Source organism: Flavobacterium tructae (assembly GCF_002217475.1).
Taxonomy (GTDB): Bacteria; Bacteroidota; Bacteroidia; order Flavobacteriales; family Flavobacteriaceae; genus Flavobacterium; species Flavobacterium tructae.
This window is the reverse complement of the sequence record NZ_MUHH01000017.1, coordinates 315,338-334,441: the sequence shown is the minus strand read 5'-3', so window position 1 is coordinate 334,441 and position 19,104 is coordinate 315,338. Positions and strand designations below refer to the sequence as shown.

At 36.3% G+C, this 19,104-nt stretch carries 17 protein-coding genes; 11 read left to right on the top strand and 6 right to left on the bottom strand.

Annotation, left to right across the window (positions count from 1 at the left end; genetic code table 11):
* The first annotated feature begins 4 nt into the window (after positions 1 to 4).
* Entirely contained in the window at positions 5 to 421 is a 417-nt protein-coding gene (locus tag B0A80_RS06405; RefSeq protein ID WP_089076769.1) for a very short patch repair endonuclease, read from the top strand.
* A gap of 136 nt (positions 422 to 557) precedes the next feature.
* Here B0A80_RS06405 and B0A80_RS06400 read toward each other — a convergent pair whose 3' ends face one another.
* Complete coding sequence (locus B0A80_RS06400) at positions 558 to 791, bottom strand: hypothetical protein (protein ID WP_089076768.1); 234 nt, start codon at positions 789 to 791, stop codon at positions 558 to 560.
* 593 nt (positions 792 to 1,384) lie between these two features.
* Here B0A80_RS06400 and B0A80_RS06395 point away from each other — a divergent pair.
* The gene (locus tag B0A80_RS06395; protein ID WP_070906039.1) at positions 1,385 to 1,699 is read left to right on the top strand and encodes an HPF/RaiA family ribosome-associated protein; all 315 of its coding nucleotides are present in this window, start codon (positions 1,385 to 1,387) and stop codon (positions 1,697 to 1,699) included.
* Positions 1,700 to 1,753: 54 nt separating this feature from the next.
* Here B0A80_RS06395 and B0A80_RS06390 read toward each other — a convergent pair whose 3' ends face one another.
* Entirely contained in the window at positions 1,754 to 2,410 is a 657-nt protein-coding gene (locus B0A80_RS06390; protein WP_089076954.1) for an oxidoreductase, read from the bottom strand.
* Between the two features lie 500 nt (positions 2,411 to 2,910).
* Between B0A80_RS06390 and wrbA the strand changes: the two genes are divergently transcribed.
* Positions 2,911 to 4,071 carry an NAD(P)H:quinone oxidoreductase gene (gene wrbA / locus B0A80_RS06385; protein WP_089076767.1) on the top strand — a complete coding sequence of 387 codons (1,161 nt, stop codon included), beginning with the start codon at positions 2,911 to 2,913 and terminating at the stop codon, positions 4,069 to 4,071.
* A 232-nt stretch (positions 4,072 to 4,303) separates the two neighbouring features.
* Here the strand turns inward: wrbA and B0A80_RS06380 are convergent, their stop codons facing one another.
* Positions 4,304 to 4,969 (bottom strand): hypothetical protein, encoded by a 666-nt coding sequence (locus B0A80_RS06380; protein ID WP_070906042.1) that lies wholly within the window; start codon positions 4,967 to 4,969, stop codon positions 4,304 to 4,306.
* Positions 4,970 to 5,279: 310 nt separating this feature from the next.
* On the opposite strand from B0A80_RS06380, the gene B0A80_RS06375 reads away from it, so the two are divergent.
* The 5 genes from B0A80_RS06375 (at position 5,280) to B0A80_RS06355 (ending at position 9,494) form a co-directional block, all read left to right on the top strand.
* Positions 5,280 to 5,771 carry a nuclear transport factor 2 family protein gene (locus B0A80_RS06375; protein ID WP_089076766.1) on the top strand — a complete coding sequence of 164 codons (492 nt, stop codon included), beginning with the start codon at positions 5,280 to 5,282 and terminating at the stop codon, positions 5,769 to 5,771.
* A gap of 261 nt (positions 5,772 to 6,032) precedes the next feature.
* Positions 6,033 to 7,415 carry an ammonium transporter gene (locus B0A80_RS06370; RefSeq protein ID WP_089076765.1) on the top strand — a complete coding sequence of 461 codons (1,383 nt, stop codon included), beginning with the start codon at positions 6,033 to 6,035 and terminating at the stop codon, positions 7,413 to 7,415.
* 257 nt (positions 7,416 to 7,672) lie between these two features.
* A complete protein-coding gene (trmB, locus tag B0A80_RS06365; RefSeq protein ID WP_026109789.1) occupies positions 7,673 to 8,350 on the top strand; it encodes a tRNA (guanosine(46)-N7)-methyltransferase TrmB in 678 nt (225 codons plus the stop codon).
* Between the two features lie 41 nt (positions 8,351 to 8,391).
* On the top strand, positions 8,392 to 9,027 hold the full coding sequence (locus tag B0A80_RS06360; RefSeq protein ID WP_070906045.1) for a LysE family transporter: 636 nt from the start codon (positions 8,392 to 8,394) through the stop codon (positions 9,025 to 9,027).
* A gap of 140 nt (positions 9,028 to 9,167) precedes the next feature.
* Positions 9,168 to 9,494 (top strand): MGMT family protein, encoded by a 327-nt coding sequence (locus B0A80_RS06355; protein WP_089076764.1) that lies wholly within the window; start codon positions 9,168 to 9,170, stop codon positions 9,492 to 9,494.
* A gap of 144 nt (positions 9,495 to 9,638) precedes the next feature.
* Here the strand turns inward: B0A80_RS06355 and B0A80_RS06350 are convergent, their stop codons facing one another.
* The gene (locus B0A80_RS06350) at positions 9,639 to 10,964 is read right to left on the bottom strand and encodes a sensor histidine kinase (RefSeq protein ID WP_089076763.1); all 1,326 of its coding nucleotides are present in this window, start codon (positions 10,962 to 10,964) and stop codon (positions 9,639 to 9,641) included.
* 83 nt (positions 10,965 to 11,047) lie between these two features.
* The gene (locus B0A80_RS06345) at positions 11,048 to 12,394 is read right to left on the bottom strand and encodes a sigma-54-dependent transcriptional regulator (RefSeq protein ID WP_089076953.1); all 1,347 of its coding nucleotides are present in this window, start codon (positions 12,392 to 12,394) and stop codon (positions 11,048 to 11,050) included.
* 157 nt (positions 12,395 to 12,551) lie between these two features.
* Here B0A80_RS06345 and B0A80_RS06340 point away from each other — a divergent pair, with 157 nt between their 5' ends.
* The 3 genes from B0A80_RS06340 to B0A80_RS06330 all read left to right on the top strand — a co-directional run bounded on the left by B0A80_RS06340 (position 12,552) and on the right by B0A80_RS06330 (position 17,241).
* Positions 12,552 to 13,796, top strand: coding sequence for an efflux RND transporter periplasmic adaptor subunit (locus B0A80_RS06340; RefSeq protein WP_089076762.1), 1,245 nt, complete (start codon positions 12,552 to 12,554; stop codon positions 13,794 to 13,796).
* Positions 13,797 to 13,955: 159 nt separating this feature from the next.
* Positions 13,956 to 14,663 carry an ABC transporter ATP-binding protein gene (locus B0A80_RS06335; protein ID WP_017494695.1) on the top strand — a complete coding sequence of 236 codons (708 nt, stop codon included), beginning with the start codon at positions 13,956 to 13,958 and terminating at the stop codon, positions 14,661 to 14,663.
* A 148-nt stretch (positions 14,664 to 14,811) separates the two neighbouring features.
* Positions 14,812 to 17,241: an ABC transporter permease gene (locus tag B0A80_RS06330; protein ID WP_089076761.1), complete on the top strand. Its 2,430-nt coding sequence runs from the start codon at positions 14,812 to 14,814 to the stop codon at positions 17,239 to 17,241.
* 166 nt (positions 17,242 to 17,407) lie between these two features.
* On the opposite strand, the gene B0A80_RS06325 is transcribed toward B0A80_RS06330, so the two are convergent.
* On the bottom strand, positions 17,408 to 19,027 hold the full coding sequence (locus B0A80_RS06325) for a L,D-transpeptidase family protein (protein WP_089076760.1): 1,620 nt from the start codon (positions 19,025 to 19,027) through the stop codon (positions 17,408 to 17,410).
* Positions 19,028 to 19,104: the final 77 nt, after the last annotated feature.

Genomic DNA, 19,104 nt, shown 5'->3' with positions numbered 1-19,104 from the left:
AAACATGGATCGTATAACACCACAACAACGTTCCAGGAACATGCAGGCCGTTCGCAGTACTAATACCAAAGAAGAAGTTCGTTTAGCAAAAACATTATGGCATCTGGGTTACAGATATCGAAAAAACAACAAAACAGTTTTCGGCAAACCCGATTTTACTTTTAAAAAACTAAAAATTGCCATTTTTGTAGATTCAGAGTTCTTTCATGGAAAAGATTGGGAAACGCGAAAAAAACCACAAACCAATCCTGAATTCTGGATCAAAAAAATCGAACGAAATATGCAACGAGATATTGAAGTTAATACGCACTTAAAATCTCAAAACTGGAAGGTTTTACGTTTCTGGAGTAATGATATCAAAAAGAATTTAGACGCTTGCATTTTTGAAATTCAAAAGGCAATTGCAGAAAGACCGGTTTGATAATTGATACGGGACTTCGACTTCGCTCAGTCTAACAACATTGTGTGATTTCTCATTCTTCGAAACAACAAATTAAGCGGAACAAAAGGAACGGAAATAAAAAAAGCCACTTTCACAGTGGCTTTTCTCTTTTAAATTATTCAACATCCAGATACGGATTTAAGATTTCGGCTAATTGATTGAGCCAGTAAAAACCATTTTGGAGGTTTGTTTTCTCGGATTGTAGGGATTCGTGTTCCTGCATTACGCTTAAGGCAAGCGCATAGTTTACCTGACGAATGGTTTTTGCCATCGTTGAAGGATCAATCGAATTGCTGAAAAAATCAGTTAACCTTAATTCGGTTTCTTTGGAAAGGGTGTTTGTACTCATAATCTTTGTGTTTAGGAAATATAAAACCCGAATGGGTTAGGTGTCCTACGCCACAAAGAGCGTTGCAGTTGTTTCCAATACCGCCACCGTACCACGCGGGCAAAAGTTTTTCTGAGTTCATGATCTTTGTGTTTAGGACTGCGAAGATATAAAAAGCAAAAAAGTTATGGAGGGTTTTCTTAGTTTTTAACTTAATGGCTGGGGCTTCGACTTCGCTCAGCCTGACACTGGGTGTGACACTCTACATGTCGCTCAGCCTGACATTTCTAAATTTAATAGCCACAGATTGCACAGATTTTTGTAATCATTTTAATCTTATAATCTGTGGCATTTTTTCTAAATTGAGAGTGAGGGCTTCGACTTCGCTCAGCCTGACGCTTGGTGTGACACTCTGCATGCTGCTCAGCTTGACGCTCAACTTGATATTCGGTATTACAAACTAGGCGGAGTTTCTGGTGTGATTCCTCGTGCCTCGGAATGACAAACTGAGCGTAAAAAAAGCATAATTTATTTCTTAATGTTTTATTAACCTACTTGTGTTTTTGTCTAAAAAAAGATAGCTTTGAGAGACAATCATTAAATACAAACCAATTATGAAAATTCAGATCAATACCGACAAGAACATCGAAGGACACGAAAGATTAGAAGCTTATTTCTCTGGTGAATTAGAAAAAGGCCTGAAGCGTTTTGAAGATAAAATTACCCGCGTTGAAGTTCATTTTGGAGACGAAAACGGGGAGAAATTTAGCCTGCACGACAAAAAATGTGTGATTGAAGTTCGTACTGCAAAATTACAACCAGTAACCGTTACAGACCATGCCGATACGCTTGAAAAAGCTTTTATTGGTGCATTGGCGAAGGCAAAAAAATCTTTAACGACTACTTTCGAAAAAATGAAAGCGTATTAATTTATATCCCATCCATAAAAAGGACCTTATCTCTAATCCGGATAAGGTCCTTTTTTATTTTAACAAAGTCGTCATTTCTTCCCAATGCAGTATTTTTACTTTCTGATCTAATTGCTCTGCACTTTTTACCATTGCTTTGGCGATATCTTCGGCCTCTATTCCTCTATATTTATTTAGCCCTCCCACAAACAACGGATTGATCAATTTGAATATTCCAATGAATACTTTTTCCATAGGTCGGCTTTCTTTTCGGTCTCCCAAAATCATCGAAGGACGAAAGATATAAGTATGCTCTAAATTCAGACTGATAATACCCTGCTCGGTTTCTCCTTTTAATTTGGTATAAAATATCGACGATTTCGCATTTGCACCAAGAGCCGAAACCAGAAAAACTGCTTTTGCTCCGTTTTCTTTCGCCACTTTTGCTGCCAGAATTGGGTAATCGTGATCGATTTGATAATATAACTTTTTGTCCGGTGTTTTCTTCTGTGTGGTACCAAGAGCTATAAAGACTTCATCAACCTGAATGCCTTTTATTACTTTGGATAAGGAGTTAAAATCACCTATCAGCATTTTTAGTTTGGGATGCTGGATGTTTAAACCTCTCCTTACTACAATTATTACTTGCTCATAAGTAGCGTTGTTCAACAAATTTTCGAGAATAAAGGAACCTACTAGTCCGCTTGCTCCGTACACAATTGCTTTTTTCATAAGTAAGGCGATTTGTTTCCTCGAAGTTACTTTTTTTGCCACAGATTTCACAGATTAGAATGATTACTTTTTTTGTTTCTCGCAGATTAGGCAGATTTTTTCTGTGCCTTTTTTTTGAACACATAGAGACATCGAATTTATTTCTTTAGAAAAAGTGAAAAAAAATCGCCACGAATTCACGAATTATTATAACCCAATAATTCGTGAATTCGTGGCGAAAAACAACTCTATTCTCCCGTAGATTGAGCAGATTGCTTCACCTGCTCATTATCGTTTGAGCAAGCAGATTATTCCTGAATCTTTTTAATCTTTGAAATCTGTGGCAAAAAACAACACTACAACTTCTAATCTATGTTTCAATGTGTTTAAATAAAAATACGATTAACATAATAATAACGCTTTTTGGAATTGTAAGAAGTAATTTTGCAATCCCAAAAATGAAGCTTTGAAACAAACGCATAACTGGGATTATTTACTATAAATTATTAAAAATTACCCTCATGAAAAAGCAACTACTTGTATTATTAATAGCCGTTTTTATAGGTCTTGGTTCAAATGCACAAGTAAAATCAGCTGAAACAAATGTGCTGGTTTTGATCTATTCTCAAAACGGCGGAACTTATAAAATGGCCAAGTCTATTGCTGAAGGAATTCGGGAATATCCCAATGCAAAAGCAATTATAAAACGTGTTCCTTCGATCAATTCAAAAGAAAAATTGAATGCTGATGTAGAAAAATTACCCATTGCAACTATCGAAGAATTGGCCAATTATGACGGAATCGCATTTGGAAGTCCTGTTCATTTTGCCAATATTAGTGCCGATATGAGTTCCTTCTTCAGCCAGAGTATTCCGCTTTGGACTTCAAGAGCTTTAGAAGGAAAACCAGCCACTGTATTTATGTCGGCAGGATCTGGAGCAGGAAAAGAAGCTGCGATTTTATCGTTCTGGAATATCCTTGCGTCTCACGGAATGGTGATCGTGCCTACCGGGATTATGGGAACGGCCACTTTAGACAAAACAGTTCCACAAGGAAATACTCCGTTTGGAGCTACTTCATTGGCAGGATCTGTTGGAACACGTCCGTCACAAAGCGAATTGAATTTGGCTAAAGAACAAGGAAAAGCGTTGGCAAGAGTGGCATCGGGATTGAAAAATACTGAAACGATTAAAGCCGTAAAAACAACTGCCATTGAAGCTAAAAGCGATATCAACAAAACCTTAAAAGACAATAATATTGTTCTTCCTGAAGCTCCTAAACCGGTTGGAAATTATGTTCCGTTTACGATTTCAGATCATAAAGTGTACATTAATCAGGTGGCTTTAAAAGATGGTAAGATTCTGAACCCGGGTAAAGTTGGAGCGACAGTTACCGAAGATCAGGCAAAAGAAGCTACCTACCAAACGATGCTAAATGTAATTGCGGTTTTGAAAGAGGCTTGCGGTGGCGATTTGAACAAAGTAAAACAATGTGTACAGTTGACCGGATATTTTAATACAACACCGGAATATACACAACATGCAGCACTTATGAATTCGGCTTCAAATTTAACGGCTTTGGTTTTTGGAGAAAAAGGAAAACATGCCAGAGCAACTATTGGAGCGGCTTCGTTACCAATAAATTCGGCTGTAGAAATTCAGGCGATTTTTGAAATTGAATAAAACAATCTTTTATACATTGTCACCCTTCGACTACACTCAGGACGACAAAATTAGAGTAAAAACTGAGACTGAAACTGAAAACCGTCTCGCGTGAGGGATAGAGCTAAGCTACCGAAGTAGCAGCGAAAGCCCGACAGCAATATAAAAAGGGGCGACTAAGCGATTGCAATAGTCAGCCCCTTTTTATATTGGTGGCACGCCCAAATTATTATTTATACAATTCTTAGCTTCCTTATGATTTCGGTAATGGTGCACCCACTGCAATATCGCAGCGATGCCCCGGTTTTCCATGTGCGGGATTTTTTCCATCGGCTACAGTTGCTGTTTCTGTACTTAACAAAGCCGGAACAGCATTGTCTGTCGCCGGAGGTGTTACAGTAAAGGTTTGCGAAGTAGTTCCGCTTTGTGCTGTATTGGCAGCAACAGGCTGTTTGGCAGCAGCCGGAGAATTTAAAGGAGCTCCCACCGGAATATCGCAGCGGTGTCCGGGTTGTCCGTGGGCAGGGTTCATGCCTTTAGCCACTTTTGTTGGCGTAACAGTTGTTGTAGTCACTACATTTTGCTGACCTGGTTTTACCTGAACGGTTTGTGCAGGCTGTGTCGTTGTGGTTTGTCCTTGTGTAGGAGCCGAATTTAAAGGCGCCCCAACAGCAATATCGCAACGATGTCCGGGTTGTCCGTGTGCAGGATTCATTCCGCCATTCGCACTCAAAACTGTATTTGGATTTGCGGCAGTAGGAGCCTGAACAACAGGGGCTGCTTTTGTCGTATCTTTTGCCAATCCCAGTTTTACCAATTCAGAATTTGGTGTGTTTTCCTGAGGTTCTAATTCCTTTTTGCAGGAAGTTAAAAAGATAGAGGAAAGTACTAATGAGGTAATGAGTATTTTTGGATTCATGATGTATCGATTTTAAAGCTATCAAATATACTAAATCCTATTATACCATATAAGTGATGTAAGATAATTTAAGTTTTACTTGGCTATTTAGGCTCGCAATCACAAAGAGTTATCATTTCACGCAGATTTAAAAAAGATTTAAGCAGATATACGCAAATCCAATCTGCTTAAATCTGCCGAATCTGCGTGAAACAAAAATCCGATTAATCCTTTTTTAAGTTTTCTCTTTAAATAAAAAACTTTGCGACTCTGCGTCTTTGGGAGATTACACTATATTTTTTGCTAACTTTAAATCCAAAACAAACCACTTATGAAAAAACCAATCTTACTTTTATTATTTGTTACCTTTTTTGCAAACGCACAGACTTCTGAAAAAGACAAAGTCAACCAAACTATTGATGCCTGGCACAAAGCAGCCGGTGAAGTAAAATTTGATGCTTATTTTGATTTAATGGCCGAAGATGCTATTTTCATCGGAACTGATGCCACCGAAAACTGGATCAAAAAAGATTTTAAAGTTTGGGCCAAACCCTATTTTGACAAAGGAACGGCCTGGAATTTCACAGCTTTAGAACGTCATATCTTTTTCGACAAAACCGGAAAAATTGCCTGGTTTGACGAACTGTTAAATACTCAGATGAAGATTTGCCGCGGATCGGGGGTTTTGGTTAAAGTAGGGAAAGAATGGAAAATTCAACATTATGTGTTATCTATGACGGTTCCTAATGAGGAAGTAAATGCAGCGATCAAAATTAAGGCTCCTATCGAAGACGTTTTGATTGCAAAGCTTCAAAAAAAATAAACATTTTTGGACTTTCTTTTTACAATCCTAACTTTTTACGCCCTTTACAGTACACTTTGCCAATTTTATTATAATACAATTGGCAATTTTGTCTCTTTTTTAGAAGTGCAAAATAAAATACCCTCAAAAAAACAGGGTGTATTTTATAAAATCCACTAAAATAAAAACAACACCTCTGTTTTTACACCCCTAAAAACCATAATATTCATTTTTTCATAACTTTAACCCTAAAAAAATAGGGACACATAAAGTATTTGAAAAATGAAAATAGAAAAACGCTGGATCATTTCCTTTATTATCATCAGTATTGTTTGCGTTACTGGTGCTTTTTGGCCAACTATAACCGAAAATAGTTACGTATTATCTGAATTTGGCACAACCGATCATATCGTTCCTGCCGATGTCGCCTGGATGTTAACGTCCTGCTGTCTGGTTTTAATTATGACTCCGGGACTGTCTTTTTTTTACGGCGGAATGGTTGGCAAGAAAAATGTAATTTCGACCATGTTGCAGAGCTTTATCTGTTTGGGAGTTGTCACGCTTTTATGGGTTGTAGTGGCCTTTAGTCTGGCTTTTGGCGATCCTGTAGGGCTAAATTTAGGAGGTCACTTTTATAGTTTCTTTGGTGATCCAACCACTTTTGCTTTTATGGATTATGTGGGAGTTCTGCCTCATAAACAATTGGCCAGCACGATTCCGTTTATGCTTTTTGCATTGTTTCAAATGAAATTTGCGATTATTGCTCCGGCTATTATCACTGGTTCTTTTGCAGAGCGTGTTCGTTTTATATCGTATTTACTTTTTATCAGTTTGTTTACTCTTTTTATTTATGCACCATTGTGCCATTCTGTTTGGTATCCAACAGGCATTTTAGGCAGTTATTTTGGTGTTAAAGATTTCGCCGGAGGAACCGTTGTACACATGAGTTCAGGATTTGCGGCTTTGGCGGGAGTACTGGTTTTGGGAAAAAGAAAAAACAATCAGCACATTCCAACCAATATTCCGTTTGTACTATTAGGAACCGGAATGCTATGGTTTGGATGGTTTGGCTTCAATGCCGGTTCGGCTCTTGCAGCCAATGGAACTGCCGCAATGGCTTTTGCGACAACTACAACCTCATCCGCGGCAGCTATGTTAACCTGGGTATTCTTTGACCGAATGAACGGCCGAAAAGTTTCGGCTCTTGGCGCTTGTATTGGAGCTGTGGTAGGCCTGGTTGCCATTACACCGGCTGCAGGCTATGTTTCAGTTCCTGAAAGTATGTTTTTTGGATTTATAACCGCTTTGGTTTCTAATTCGGTTGTAAATTGTCGCTTATCAAAAAAATTCGATGATACTCTTGACGTTTTTGCCTGTCACGGGGTAGGCGGAATTATGGGAATGATTCTAACTGCTATTTTTGCTCATGGTGAAGATGCTAGTTTGTTACACGGAGGCTGGAATGTATTTGCACATCACATGATGGCATTGATATTGGTTTCTATTTTTACTTTTTTCGGAGCGTACTTTTTATTTAAGGTAACCAATTTCATTATTCCGTTGCGTGTTTCTGAGGAGAACGAACATATCGGATTGGATTTATCCCAACACGATGAAACACTTGACCCTAAATTAAAAGCTATTACTGAAGTCCATTACGGTTAATTCTTTTGCCACAGATTTTATGGATTAAAATGATTTTTCAATCTGTGCTAATCCATAAAATCTGCGGCTAAAAAAAGGTTGCCACGAATTCCACTAATTTACACTAATTTTTTCCGACCAAACCGCTTAAATTAATTCGTGAATTCGTGGCGAAAAAAAATATCCTTGATGAAAATTCGTAGCGGAAAACTTTTAAAGCTAATTGTGCTATTTTCATTCGTTTATATTCCTTAATTTTGCTGAAAATTTTTGTAAAAGTGGGAAGTAAAAATAAACTAAAAAGATTCAGAGAAAACGAAACATTTCAAAACGTTTTTCAACCAACCAGAGAAGAAGTTGTAGGCGATTTAATGCCTTTGAAAGGAAAATGGAATTCTGATTTCTTTAAAAATGATAATCCATTAGTTTTAGAATTGGGATGTGGAAAAGGAGAATATTCTGTGGGATTAGCAGAAAGATATCCGAACAAAAATTTTATCGGAATTGATATTAAAGGAGCCCGTTTCTGGAGAGGTGCCAAAACCGCTGTTGAAAACGGATTACACAACGTTGCATTTGTTCGAACTCAAATCGAACTGATCAATCATATTTTTGCCGACAATGAAGTGGATGAAATCTGGATTACTTTTCCGGATCCGCAAATCAAATACAAGAGAACCAAACACCGTATGACCAATTCGGAGTTCTTGAAATTATACAAAAGAATCCTTAAAAAAGACGGTGTCGTAAACTTAAAAACCGACAGTGAATTCATGCACGGTTACACGCTGGGATTACTTCACGGTGAAGGTCACGAGGTTTTATACGCCAATCATAATGTATATAAAAATGAAGGAAGCCCTGAAGAAGTTACGGCATTCCAGACTTTTTATGAAAAACAATATTTAGAGATTAACAAGGCAATTACGTATATTCGTTTTAAAATTAAAGACTAATTTAATTTTAAAAACTTTTTCATAACCCATCAATCAACTGAATGGCATTACTTACCCCATTACTTTCAGGTTTTCTTGCCGCTTTCATTGGGATTATTCCACCAGGTTTAATCAACATGACGGCAGCCAAAGTAAATTTGAAAGAGGGGAAAAAAAATGCTTTATGGTTTGTTGCCGGAGCTGTCTTAGTGATCTTTTTTCAGGTTTCCTTAGCCGTTTTTTTTGCACGGGTCATCGACAATCGTCCGGATGTAGTGACATTGTTACGCGAAGTAGGATTTGTTATTTTCTCTGTTTTAACCGTTTATTTTTTGTTTATAGCCAAAGAACCGAAAGCCAAAAAATCGAAAATAAAAAAAACCAGTAAAAAAAGTCGTTTCTTTCTGGGAATGCTGCTTTCCGGACTTAACTTCTTCCCTATTCCGTATTATGTGGTTGTAAGTGTTACTTTGGCCTCTTACCACCTTTTTGCATTTGAAAACAACATTATTTTTACTTTTGTATTCGGATCTGTTTTAGGCTCATTTGCCGCTTTATACAGCTACATTGGTTTCTTCGGAAGAATTGAGAAGAAAACAGACTATCTGATGAAAAACATGAATACCATTATTGGAAGCATCACAGGATTAATTGCCGTACTCACGCTTTTTAATATTTTGACTTACTATTTCAGCTAATACAATAACAGCCACAGATTACCCGGATTAAAATGATTACTTTTATCATGATGAAAATACTATAATTTTCAGGCAGATTTACGAGTAAAGTGAACAAAAAAATCCCTTTAATCATTTTCATCTGTGGCAAAAACTAATCTATGGCAGAAGATAATTTTTTTGAAAGAGTTTATACAATCGCAAGACAAATTCCGTACGGAAAAGTAACTTCTTATGGCGCAATTGCCAAAGCTTTAGGAACAGCCCGCTCTGCCCGAATGGTAGGCTGGGCCATGAACGCCTGTCACAACATGGATGATGTCCCCGCGCATCGTGTGGTAAACAGAAAAGGGCTTCTCACCGGAAAACACCATTTTGACGGAACCAATTTAATGCAACAGTTACTCGAAAGCGAAGGCATTAATATTGTAGACAATCAAATTATAGATTTTGAAAAACATTTTTGGCAACCTGAAATCAAACTTTAAAGTTTTTTATTTAACCGCAAGGTACGCGAGGAAGGCGCAAGGGTCGCATAATTTAAAATAACCTTACACTTTTCTCTTTATCCTGTCTTTTAAAGTTCGACAGTAGTTTTATTTCGATTGTTATTTTACTTTTTGACGCTTTAATCAAATCAGGCAAATTACAAAACTGGTTTTGTCCTCATCGGTTTGGTAACTCAAATACCCTCCGTGCGCTTCAATGATATTTTTAGAAAGTGTTAGTCCAATTCCGGCACCATCTTTTCTGGTGGTGAAAAACGGCAGAAAAACTTTATCTCTGATCTCGGTATCAATTCCTTTTCCGTTATCCGAAATGATAATAAAAAAGCGATTGTTTTCAGTATAGGATGACAAGAACATCTTCTTTTCGCTCTTTTCTTTCAAAGCATAAATACTATTGGTAATCAGATTGATAATTACCTGTTCTATCTGACTTTTATCAATTAAAATCGATCTTGAACTATTAATTTCGTTTACCAGTTCGATATTTTCCGTCTTTAAAATTGGACTCATTACCCGAAGACAGTCTTCAAAAAGAACTTTTATAGGAGTCATTTTTTTAGTCGGAGTCGGCAGCATGGCTAGTTTTCGATAATTTTCTACAAAAACCTGCAAATGATCGCTTCGATTGATAATGGTCGAAATACTACTTTTAATATCTTCAAAATCATCCTCTTCTAATTCGTCCTGATCAACTATTTGCAGTAAATTTTGCGAAAGTGCACGGATTGGCGTTAGCGAATTCATTAACTCGTGCGAAATAATTTTCATCAGATTGATCCAGGCTTCCTTTTCTTTTTTCTCGATAACACGCTGAATGCTGTCCAGCAGAATAATAAAATATTCTTTGTCATACATTTTCGTATGCGAAGTCTGAAGCACAAAAGTCTGTAAGTCCTGATCTTCGATCTTGATCGAAATAGCCGTTTTCAATTCTGTAAAATTGGTCTTTTCGATTTCCTCACAAAGAGACGGCAAATAGTTTTTAAGATACTTCCACTGGCTTACTTTTGGTACTTTGAATAAGTTTGAAAAGCAATCGTTCATTAAAAAGAGATTCCAGTCCTCACCTTCTTTCTCCAGAATTAAAGTAGCGGTGTCGATATTATTTAAAATGGACTGATAGATACGCTCTTTTGACGTCTGTTCCTGTCGTTGAACCTTTAATTTATCATAAAGCAAAAACAAGTTTCTGAAATTCTCCTTTTTGCTTTCTTCCGGAAAATTATTCGAAAAATCATCCTGCAGGATCGACAAAAGCATTTTATCGTAAAACAAAATTTGCCCTTTAACAAAAAAATACATTTCAGACAACAATAGAAAAACGACAAAACCAACCAGAATCGCATTGTAATACAGTTCTTTGTAAATCAAAAAGACACAAAAGAAAAAGGGAATCATCACCAACAGAATCCTTGCAAACAAAGCATTATAAAATTTCCAATTCTTCATTGTTTTATTTTTTATTCCGACAGATTCAAAAGTTTAATATTCAACAAGAATCTTTCAAAGTCGTTCGAAACTATTTTTTAAGTTTAGATGTTTCTCAGATCGTATTTTTCAATTCTTCTGTACAAAGCCGCTCTTGAAAGCCCAAGTTCTTCGGCTGTTTTGCTGATATTTCCATTATTCTTAAACAATGTTTTCTCGATGGCGCTTTTTTCCATTTCAGACAGTGGATTTTCGTCATTTTCCTGAAGTTCTTCGAAATCCAAAATATCCAGATTGGTTACCGAAATAGTATGATTATCGGCCAAAATTAAGGCACGCTCAATCTTATTCTCTAATTCCCTAATATTTCCTTTCCACGGATACTTTTCTAAATAGGGTCCGACATTATCATCAAAACACCAATTTTCCTGATTGTATTTTTCAGCAATTTTATCCAAAATAAAATTAGCCATCGGGATAATATCGTCTTTTCGCTCACGCAAAGAAGGTAAATGAATCTCCATGGTGTTGATTCGGTACAGTAAATCTTCCCTAAAAGTTTTATTTTTTACTTCTGCTTTTATATCAGCATTGGTAGCCGCAATGATCCTTACATTCAGCGGTCTTGCTTTGCTTTCGCCCAAACGGGTTACGGTTTTGGTTTGCAAAACATGTAACAGTTTGGATTGCAGATGTAACGGAATATTCCCTATCTCATCGAGAAAAATTGTACCGCCCGAAGCGGCTTCAAATCTTCCCGCAGTATCTGTTTTAGCATCTGTAAAAGCCCCCTTGGCATATCCAAAAAGTTCACTTTCAAACAAGTTATCACTCAGTGACCCCAGATCGACATGTACAAAAGGCTGCTCTTTTCGTTCTGAATTCAAATGGATGAACTCGGCAAAAACATACTTTCCTGTTCCATTTTCACCTAAGATTAAAACATTAGCAGCTGTTTTGGCAACTCTCTCGGCAATACCGTATGCCTGCTTAATTTTAGGAGAAGTTCCTGTAAAATAACTTTTGGTTGATTTTTCTACTACTTCTTTTTTACTATTCTTTCGGCTCTCTACTACAGCCTTATCAATGATTTCCAGCAGCTTTTCATTGTTCCAGGGTTTCAAAACATAATCAAAAGCCCCAATTTTAATTCCTTCAACCGCAGTGTCAATTTTACCAAAAGCAGTCATTAAAATCACAACAGTCTTTGGCGAAAGTGTTTTAATTTCCTTCAGCCAATGGATTCCTTCGCGCCCATCTTCAAAACCAATTCGATAATTCATGTCCAACAAAACCACATTTATTTCATTCTCGTTTAAAATGGAGATGATTTTTTTGGGACTGTTGGTCGTAAAAATGGTTTCAAAATGTTTTTTGAGAATCATTTTTGCCGAAAAAAGAATTTCTTCCTGATCGTCGACGATTAAAATATGGGCTTGTTTCTTTCGCATGCTGTCTTTTTTTGTCCGATTCTGAACGGTCAACTGTTCATTTCCGAACACTTCTTTTTTAGGTGGTTTTTAAAGCTTCTTTAAAATCAATACTTTACAGATTATACTTTTTATGGCACAGTATTTACCTATTGGTAATCAGTAAATTATTAAAGAAATGGACAAGATAATTCCTCGTAAAAATAGAAAATTTAGATATCTCACAATAGCAATTGGAGTTTTTTTAGTTTTGGCAACAATTGTATTTTTCTCGTTTAACACCAAAAGAAGTTTAAATGTAAAAGCCGATGAACTTAGCGTTCAAAAAGTAGAAAAAGCTTTCTTTGAAGATTTTGTTGTTTTTCAGGCCAAAGTAGAACCTCTTAACGTAATGCTCGTAAATGTTACCGAAGGCGGATCTGTTAAAGAGATTTTTGTTGAAAACGGCGCAATGGTTACCAAAGATCAGCCCTTAGCACGTTTGTTCAATCCGAACACAGAACTGAATTACCTGACTCAGGAAACCGCTATTATCGAGCAAATCAATAATTTAAACACCGGAAAACTGAACATCAGAAATCAGGAGCTGAACTTAACCAAGGATCTGGTTTTAATCGAACACGATTACAATGACGCCAAAAGGTTGTATGACGTGAACGCGAAATTATTTGAAAAAGATGTGATTTCGAGAAATGACTGGAATAATTTTAAAGAAAGCCTTCGTTTTCAGGACGAGCGTAAAAGAACGATCCAACAAAGTATTCAAAAAGAAAAACAAACCAATCAGGTTCAAATTTCTCAAATCAACCGTTCAATTCAGACTATGGAGAAAAGTCTGGATATTTTAAGAAACAATAAAAAGAACTTCTTAATTACAGCACCGGAATCGGGGAGATTAACTTCTTTTCAACCTGTTTTGGGAAAAACGTTTCAGGCAGGTGAAAGTATCGGAAAAATAGATTCTAAGCAAGGTTACAAATTAGCAGCCGATGTAGATGAATTTTATTTGGAAAAAGTACGCGAAGGATTGAAAGGTCAGGTAGAATTTCAAGGGAAAAACCTGGAAGTTATAGTTACAAAAGTAATTCCGGAGGTAAAAAGCGGACACTTTAGAGTGGAACTGGCTTTTATATCCAAAGAAAATATCACTTTACAAGACGGTCTTAGTTTTGGTGTAAAACTGATTCTGTCCGAAAAAAACAAAACACTTGTGGTTTCAAAAGGAAGTTTCAATCAGGAGTCTGCAGGAAAATGGATTTTTGTAGTAAAAGGAAATAAAGCAGAAAGAAGAAATATAAAACTAGGCAGAGAAAACCCATCGTATTATGAAGTTCTCGAAGGCTTAAAAGAAGGAGAATCGGTTATTACTTCATCGTATACCGATTATAAAGACATTGAAGAATTATCGATTAGTTCTCAGTAGTAGTTTCCAGTCGCGGTTTTCAGTCACAGTAAACGGTCACAGTATACAGTCGCAGTTTACATTTTACATCTTACAATTCACAATTCACAAAGTTTCAATCATCAATCATCAATCATCAATCAAAAAATAGAATTAACAACCACTAAAATTTCAAAACTTATGATAACAATTCAAAACCTAACCAAAGTTTTCAGAACGGAAGAAGTAGAAACAGCAGCTTTAAGCGGGATTTCTTTAGAGATTAAAAAAGGTGATTTTTTAACCATTATGGGACCTTCAGGCTGTGGAAAATCAACTTTACTTAATATCATAGGTCTTCTGGACAGCGCTTCAGGCGGGAGTTACAAGTTATTAGATCAGGAAATGATTGGTTTAAAAGAGAAAGGAAGAGCAAATGTCCGAAAAGAAAACATTGGCTTTATTTTCCAAAATTTTAACCTGATCGACGAACTTTCGGTTTACGACAATATCGAATTGCCTTTGATCTACAACAATGTAAAAGCAACTGAGAGAAAACAAAAAATCGAAGCTATTGCCGAGAAACTGAATATCTCTCACCGCCTTAAACATTTCCCACAGCAACTTTCAGGGGGACAACAGCAAAGAGTTGCCGTTGCAAGAGCTTTGGTAAACGATCCTAAAATTATTCTGGCCGATGAGCCAACCGGAAATTTAGATAGTAAAAACGGTAATGAGGTAATGGAACTCTTAACCGATTTACACGCTAAAGGAGCTACCATTTTAATGGTTACCCACTCTGATTATGATGCTTCGTTTTCGCAAAGAACGATCCATATGAAAGATGGTGTGGTATTCTCTGAAAAATTCAATCAACGAAATGTTGATGTTTTTATGGACGCTAAATAAAAGTAAAATGATCAAATTCATCGTAAGTGCAATCATAATCCTGATGGGGTTTGTTTGCAAAATACTATCCGGCCTATAATGCCTTACAGATTATAAAACCTGTAAAACTATTTCAAAACCAACTGTAACAACTATAAAAAAATAAAACATGATTTTTAACTGGTTTAAGATATTTATATATCATTTGAAACAAAACAAACTGTTTTCGTTTTTAAATATCCTGGGATTAAGTATTGGAATCTCTGGAGTAATTTTCGCCATTTTATACTGGAATAACGAAAATGCCTATGATCAATGGAATCCTGAAAAAGATAACGTTTATCAGGTTTTGAATAAAATTGGAGCAACAGGAGATACCTGGGCCTCCAGCAGTATTCCTTTCGGAAGAACTTGTAAAGCAACAATTCCCGAAATAGAATCGATCTGTTTTTTTAATTCCTGGTACAGCAATGATATGATTAAATATCAGGGGCAAAAATTCTTTCATAAAAAGATTGCAGTTTCCGACAATGGTTTTTTTGATATGTTTCCGCTGCCTATCGTAAAAGGAGCCAAAACCAATATCCTGAAAGAAAAAAACAGTGTGGCATTATCAGAAGAAACTGCAAAATTACTTTTTAAGAACGAAGACCCAATTGGCAAATCAATTACCTATAATTACAAAGATTACACGGTAAAATCGGTTTATAAAATTATAGCGCCTTCAGCTTTTGAACCCAATTACGTTTTTAGCGGAGTTGCTCGTGATGGCGACGAGCAAAGTTGGGGTAACTTTAATTATGGCTTAATGATTAAAGTTAAAAAAGGAACTGATATTGCAACTGTTTTAAAGAAAATACAAAATGTAGATTACGTTAACCGAACTTTGAAAGATGCCAAAGCCAACGGACAGACTCCGGAACAATATGTAAAAGAAAATGGACAGACAACTGTAATATTAGATAAATTAAGCGATACCCGTTTGCACGGTACAAAATCATCGCAAGGGGCAAATCTTCCGGAAGGAAAAGGAAATCTGCAATTGCTTTACATTATGGTCGGTCTCTCTATTTTGATTCTGGCGCTTTCTTTGGTCAACTATATCAATTTAGCGACCGCTTCAGCAATAAAACGCGCTAAAGAAGTGGGCGTTCGTAAAATTGTGGGAGCCACTAAAAAGCAGATCGTCCTTCAGTTTATTTTCGAAACCGCGATAATAGTAGTTTTAGCCATTATTTTTGCTCTGGCAATTGTAGAACTTTCTCTGCCGTACTACAATACTTTTTTGAAAAAATCTCTGACTATGAATGGTAGTGAATTTTACCTGCAGCTCCTTTTTATATTTGGATTAGTAATCGTTCTTGCAGGTGTTTTTCCTGCCGTTTACATCTCAAATTTTGAAACGCTTAAGGTTTTAAAAGGAAACTTCTCCAGAAGTAAAAGCGGCATCTGGATTCGAAATTCGATGCTTATTTTCCAGTTTGGTATTGCTGCTTTTTTTATTATTGGTGCTTTAATCGTGAATTCACAGGTAAGCTATATGATGAACAAAGATCTTGGTTTTAGCGGAGATCAGGTTATCAAAATTCCTTTTAATTATCAGGAATATGACAAGAAATTCCTTAAATATCAAACCACAAAACAAGAACTTTTAAAAATGCCTGGAGTTACAGATGTATCCACCTTTGCCGGTACTTTTGGAAACAGCACCAACTCCAGTTCAGGATTTACACACAATAGTATTTTTGTACAATCCCGAAATGTCGAAATGGATTTTGGCTTTCTGGATATGATGAAAATCAAAATTGTTCAGGGACGCGATTTATCTCCGAAATTTGCTTCGGATACCATTGACAATTGGCTGGTCAACGAAACTCTTGTTAAAACATTAGGCCTTAAAAAACCCCTTAATACTGTAGTAACATCAGGCTGGGGAAATGAAAAAGGCAACATGAAATTTAAAATTGTGGGGGTTGTAAAAGACTTTCATATCACAGGTTTACAGGACAAAGTACCTCCAATGGTTTTTATCAATCTTAGAACTCTAAAGTGGAATAATTTTGACAATATCTATGTAAAAGTTTCTCCAGATAATCTGGCCGGAACCTTAGCAAAACTAGACAAATACTGGACGAAAAGCATCAATCAGGATTATCCTTTTGAATATGAATTTGTCAATAAAGGTTTTGCCAGAACGTATCAGGAACAGGTAAAACAGAAGAATTTGTTTTTCATTCTAAATCTTGTGGTCATCATCATCGCTATTTTTGGATTGTTTGCTTTGGCCTCTTTTTCAATGGAGCGAAGACTAAAAGAAATTGCCATTAGAAAAACATTGGGCGCTGAAACTGACGCTTTATTAAAAGAATTATCCAAGCAGTATGTTGGTTTCTGTTTACTTGGATTTGTGATTGGTATTATTCCGGCATACCTTTTGCTACAAAAATGGCTGGAAAACTTTGCCTTCCGAATTGGAGTCTCGGTAATTCCATTCAGTATCGCCCTGGCTTCCCTATTGGCTTTAACGCTTGTCATCGTTTTAGCAAAAGCCTATCAGGTAACTAAGATTGATATCTTAAAATATTTAAAATACGAATAATACCGATTGTATATTCAATATAGTCCAATTGCATTGTACTATTTTCATATTACATCGGCATTATATCAGAAAACATTGAACTAAAATGTAAGTAAATTTGATATAAACTTGTAGACCATTTTTTTTAAAACCCGCCAAATCATATTGATCTGGCGGGTTTCTTTTTTTATTTCGAAACAACTGAATCGGAATACAATAACTTATCCAGTTGTTTATCTCTGTCATAAACATCCGGATAAAAACCAATTTCTCCGTCATCCGTTACCCAGGCCGTAAAATATCCAATATAAATTGGAATTTTGGTTTTCAGCATACAAGTGGTTTCTTTTTCACCGCTCATCGCTTTATCGATTTTATCTACCGGCCAGTCGGGATTGTCTTTCAAAATAGCCAAAGCCAATGGTTTTGCCTCTTTAACATTGATACAGCCATGGCTGAAAATACGTTTTTCGAAATCAAACAAACTTTTTGCAGGAGTATCGTGCAGGTAGATGTCATTTGGATTTGGAAACATGAATTTAACTAATCCTAAAGAGTTTTTAGGTCCCGGTTTTTGTCTTACATTTCCACCGTTCCATTCCATATTATGATCGGCCAGATAGTTTTTATCCTCTGCCATTTTCAGTTTCAGCTCATTTTTGATGATGCTCTGCGGAACATACCAATACGGACTAAATACAATTCGATCCATATTACCGCTAAAAATTACGGTCTCGGTCATTCGGGTTCCCACAAAGACATCCGAAACGAGTTCATATTTACCGTTTTTCACATAAATCAGCCTGAAGGACGGAATATTAACCATTATGTACTCGCTGGCCTTTGCTAATGAGGCGGGTATCCATCGGCAGCGCTCCATATTCAGCATGATCGTTTTGATACGATTACCAATGGGTTCATTCATCTGATTGATATGATCACGGGTTAAGGTATAATTCAGTTTAAGTCCGTACCTTTTTTTATACTTCAAAACTCCGGCCATCATCTCCTCGTCATACACATCTCTTTTAGAATCTTGTGCCAGATCTCCCACCACAAACAATCGCTGTCTGATTTGTTTGATGGCAACACCACTATCAAAAGGTTTCAGGTCTTTATAATTTATGCTGTCAATATCAATTTTTGTCCATTGATTATTTTTCTCAATGTTTCTGTATCTTTTCAATACCGATTTAAGTTTGTAGTACTGTCCAAACAAAAGGTCCTCGTCTTTATTCAATCGACCGGGGTCAACCATAAGAGAATCTAATATTTTAGAGTAAGAAATACTTTTTGCAGGCAGAAACCATCCTATTTTCTTTAATGTTGCCGGATCAACTCCTGAGTAGACGTTGCTTGCGTAAAACACATACATATTAGACAACAACAATTCTGTATCAATTTGCGGAAGATCATTCGTTACGTTTTCGTTAAAAACATCATCTACCAGATTCATATAAGGCATCGTAGCTTTAATTCCCTGCTCATTTAACAAGCGTACCTTATGATACAACAGTGCTCCAAATTCGCTCACACTTTTATCATCGTACCAGATCATTTTGTATTCCTTTTTCTTATACAGGTCTAAAACGTCATTCTGATATTTTTTCAGATTGGGATATTTTTTATAAAACTGACTGATTGCTGCCGCATCAACAGCGGTTTTAAAAAGGTACCTATTCGATGCAGAAACATTATCAAACTCTTTGAATTTGTGGTTTGCATCGCTCTCTTTAGCGGAAGATCCGAAAGAAAACAGCAAAAAACTAACGGTAATAATTACAGAAGAAGAAGTAAAATTTCGCATATTTTTCAGATTTAAATTTTAAGATTAAATTCTATTCAGAAAATACCAGAAACCTATAATTGTCCCCCAAAGACAAG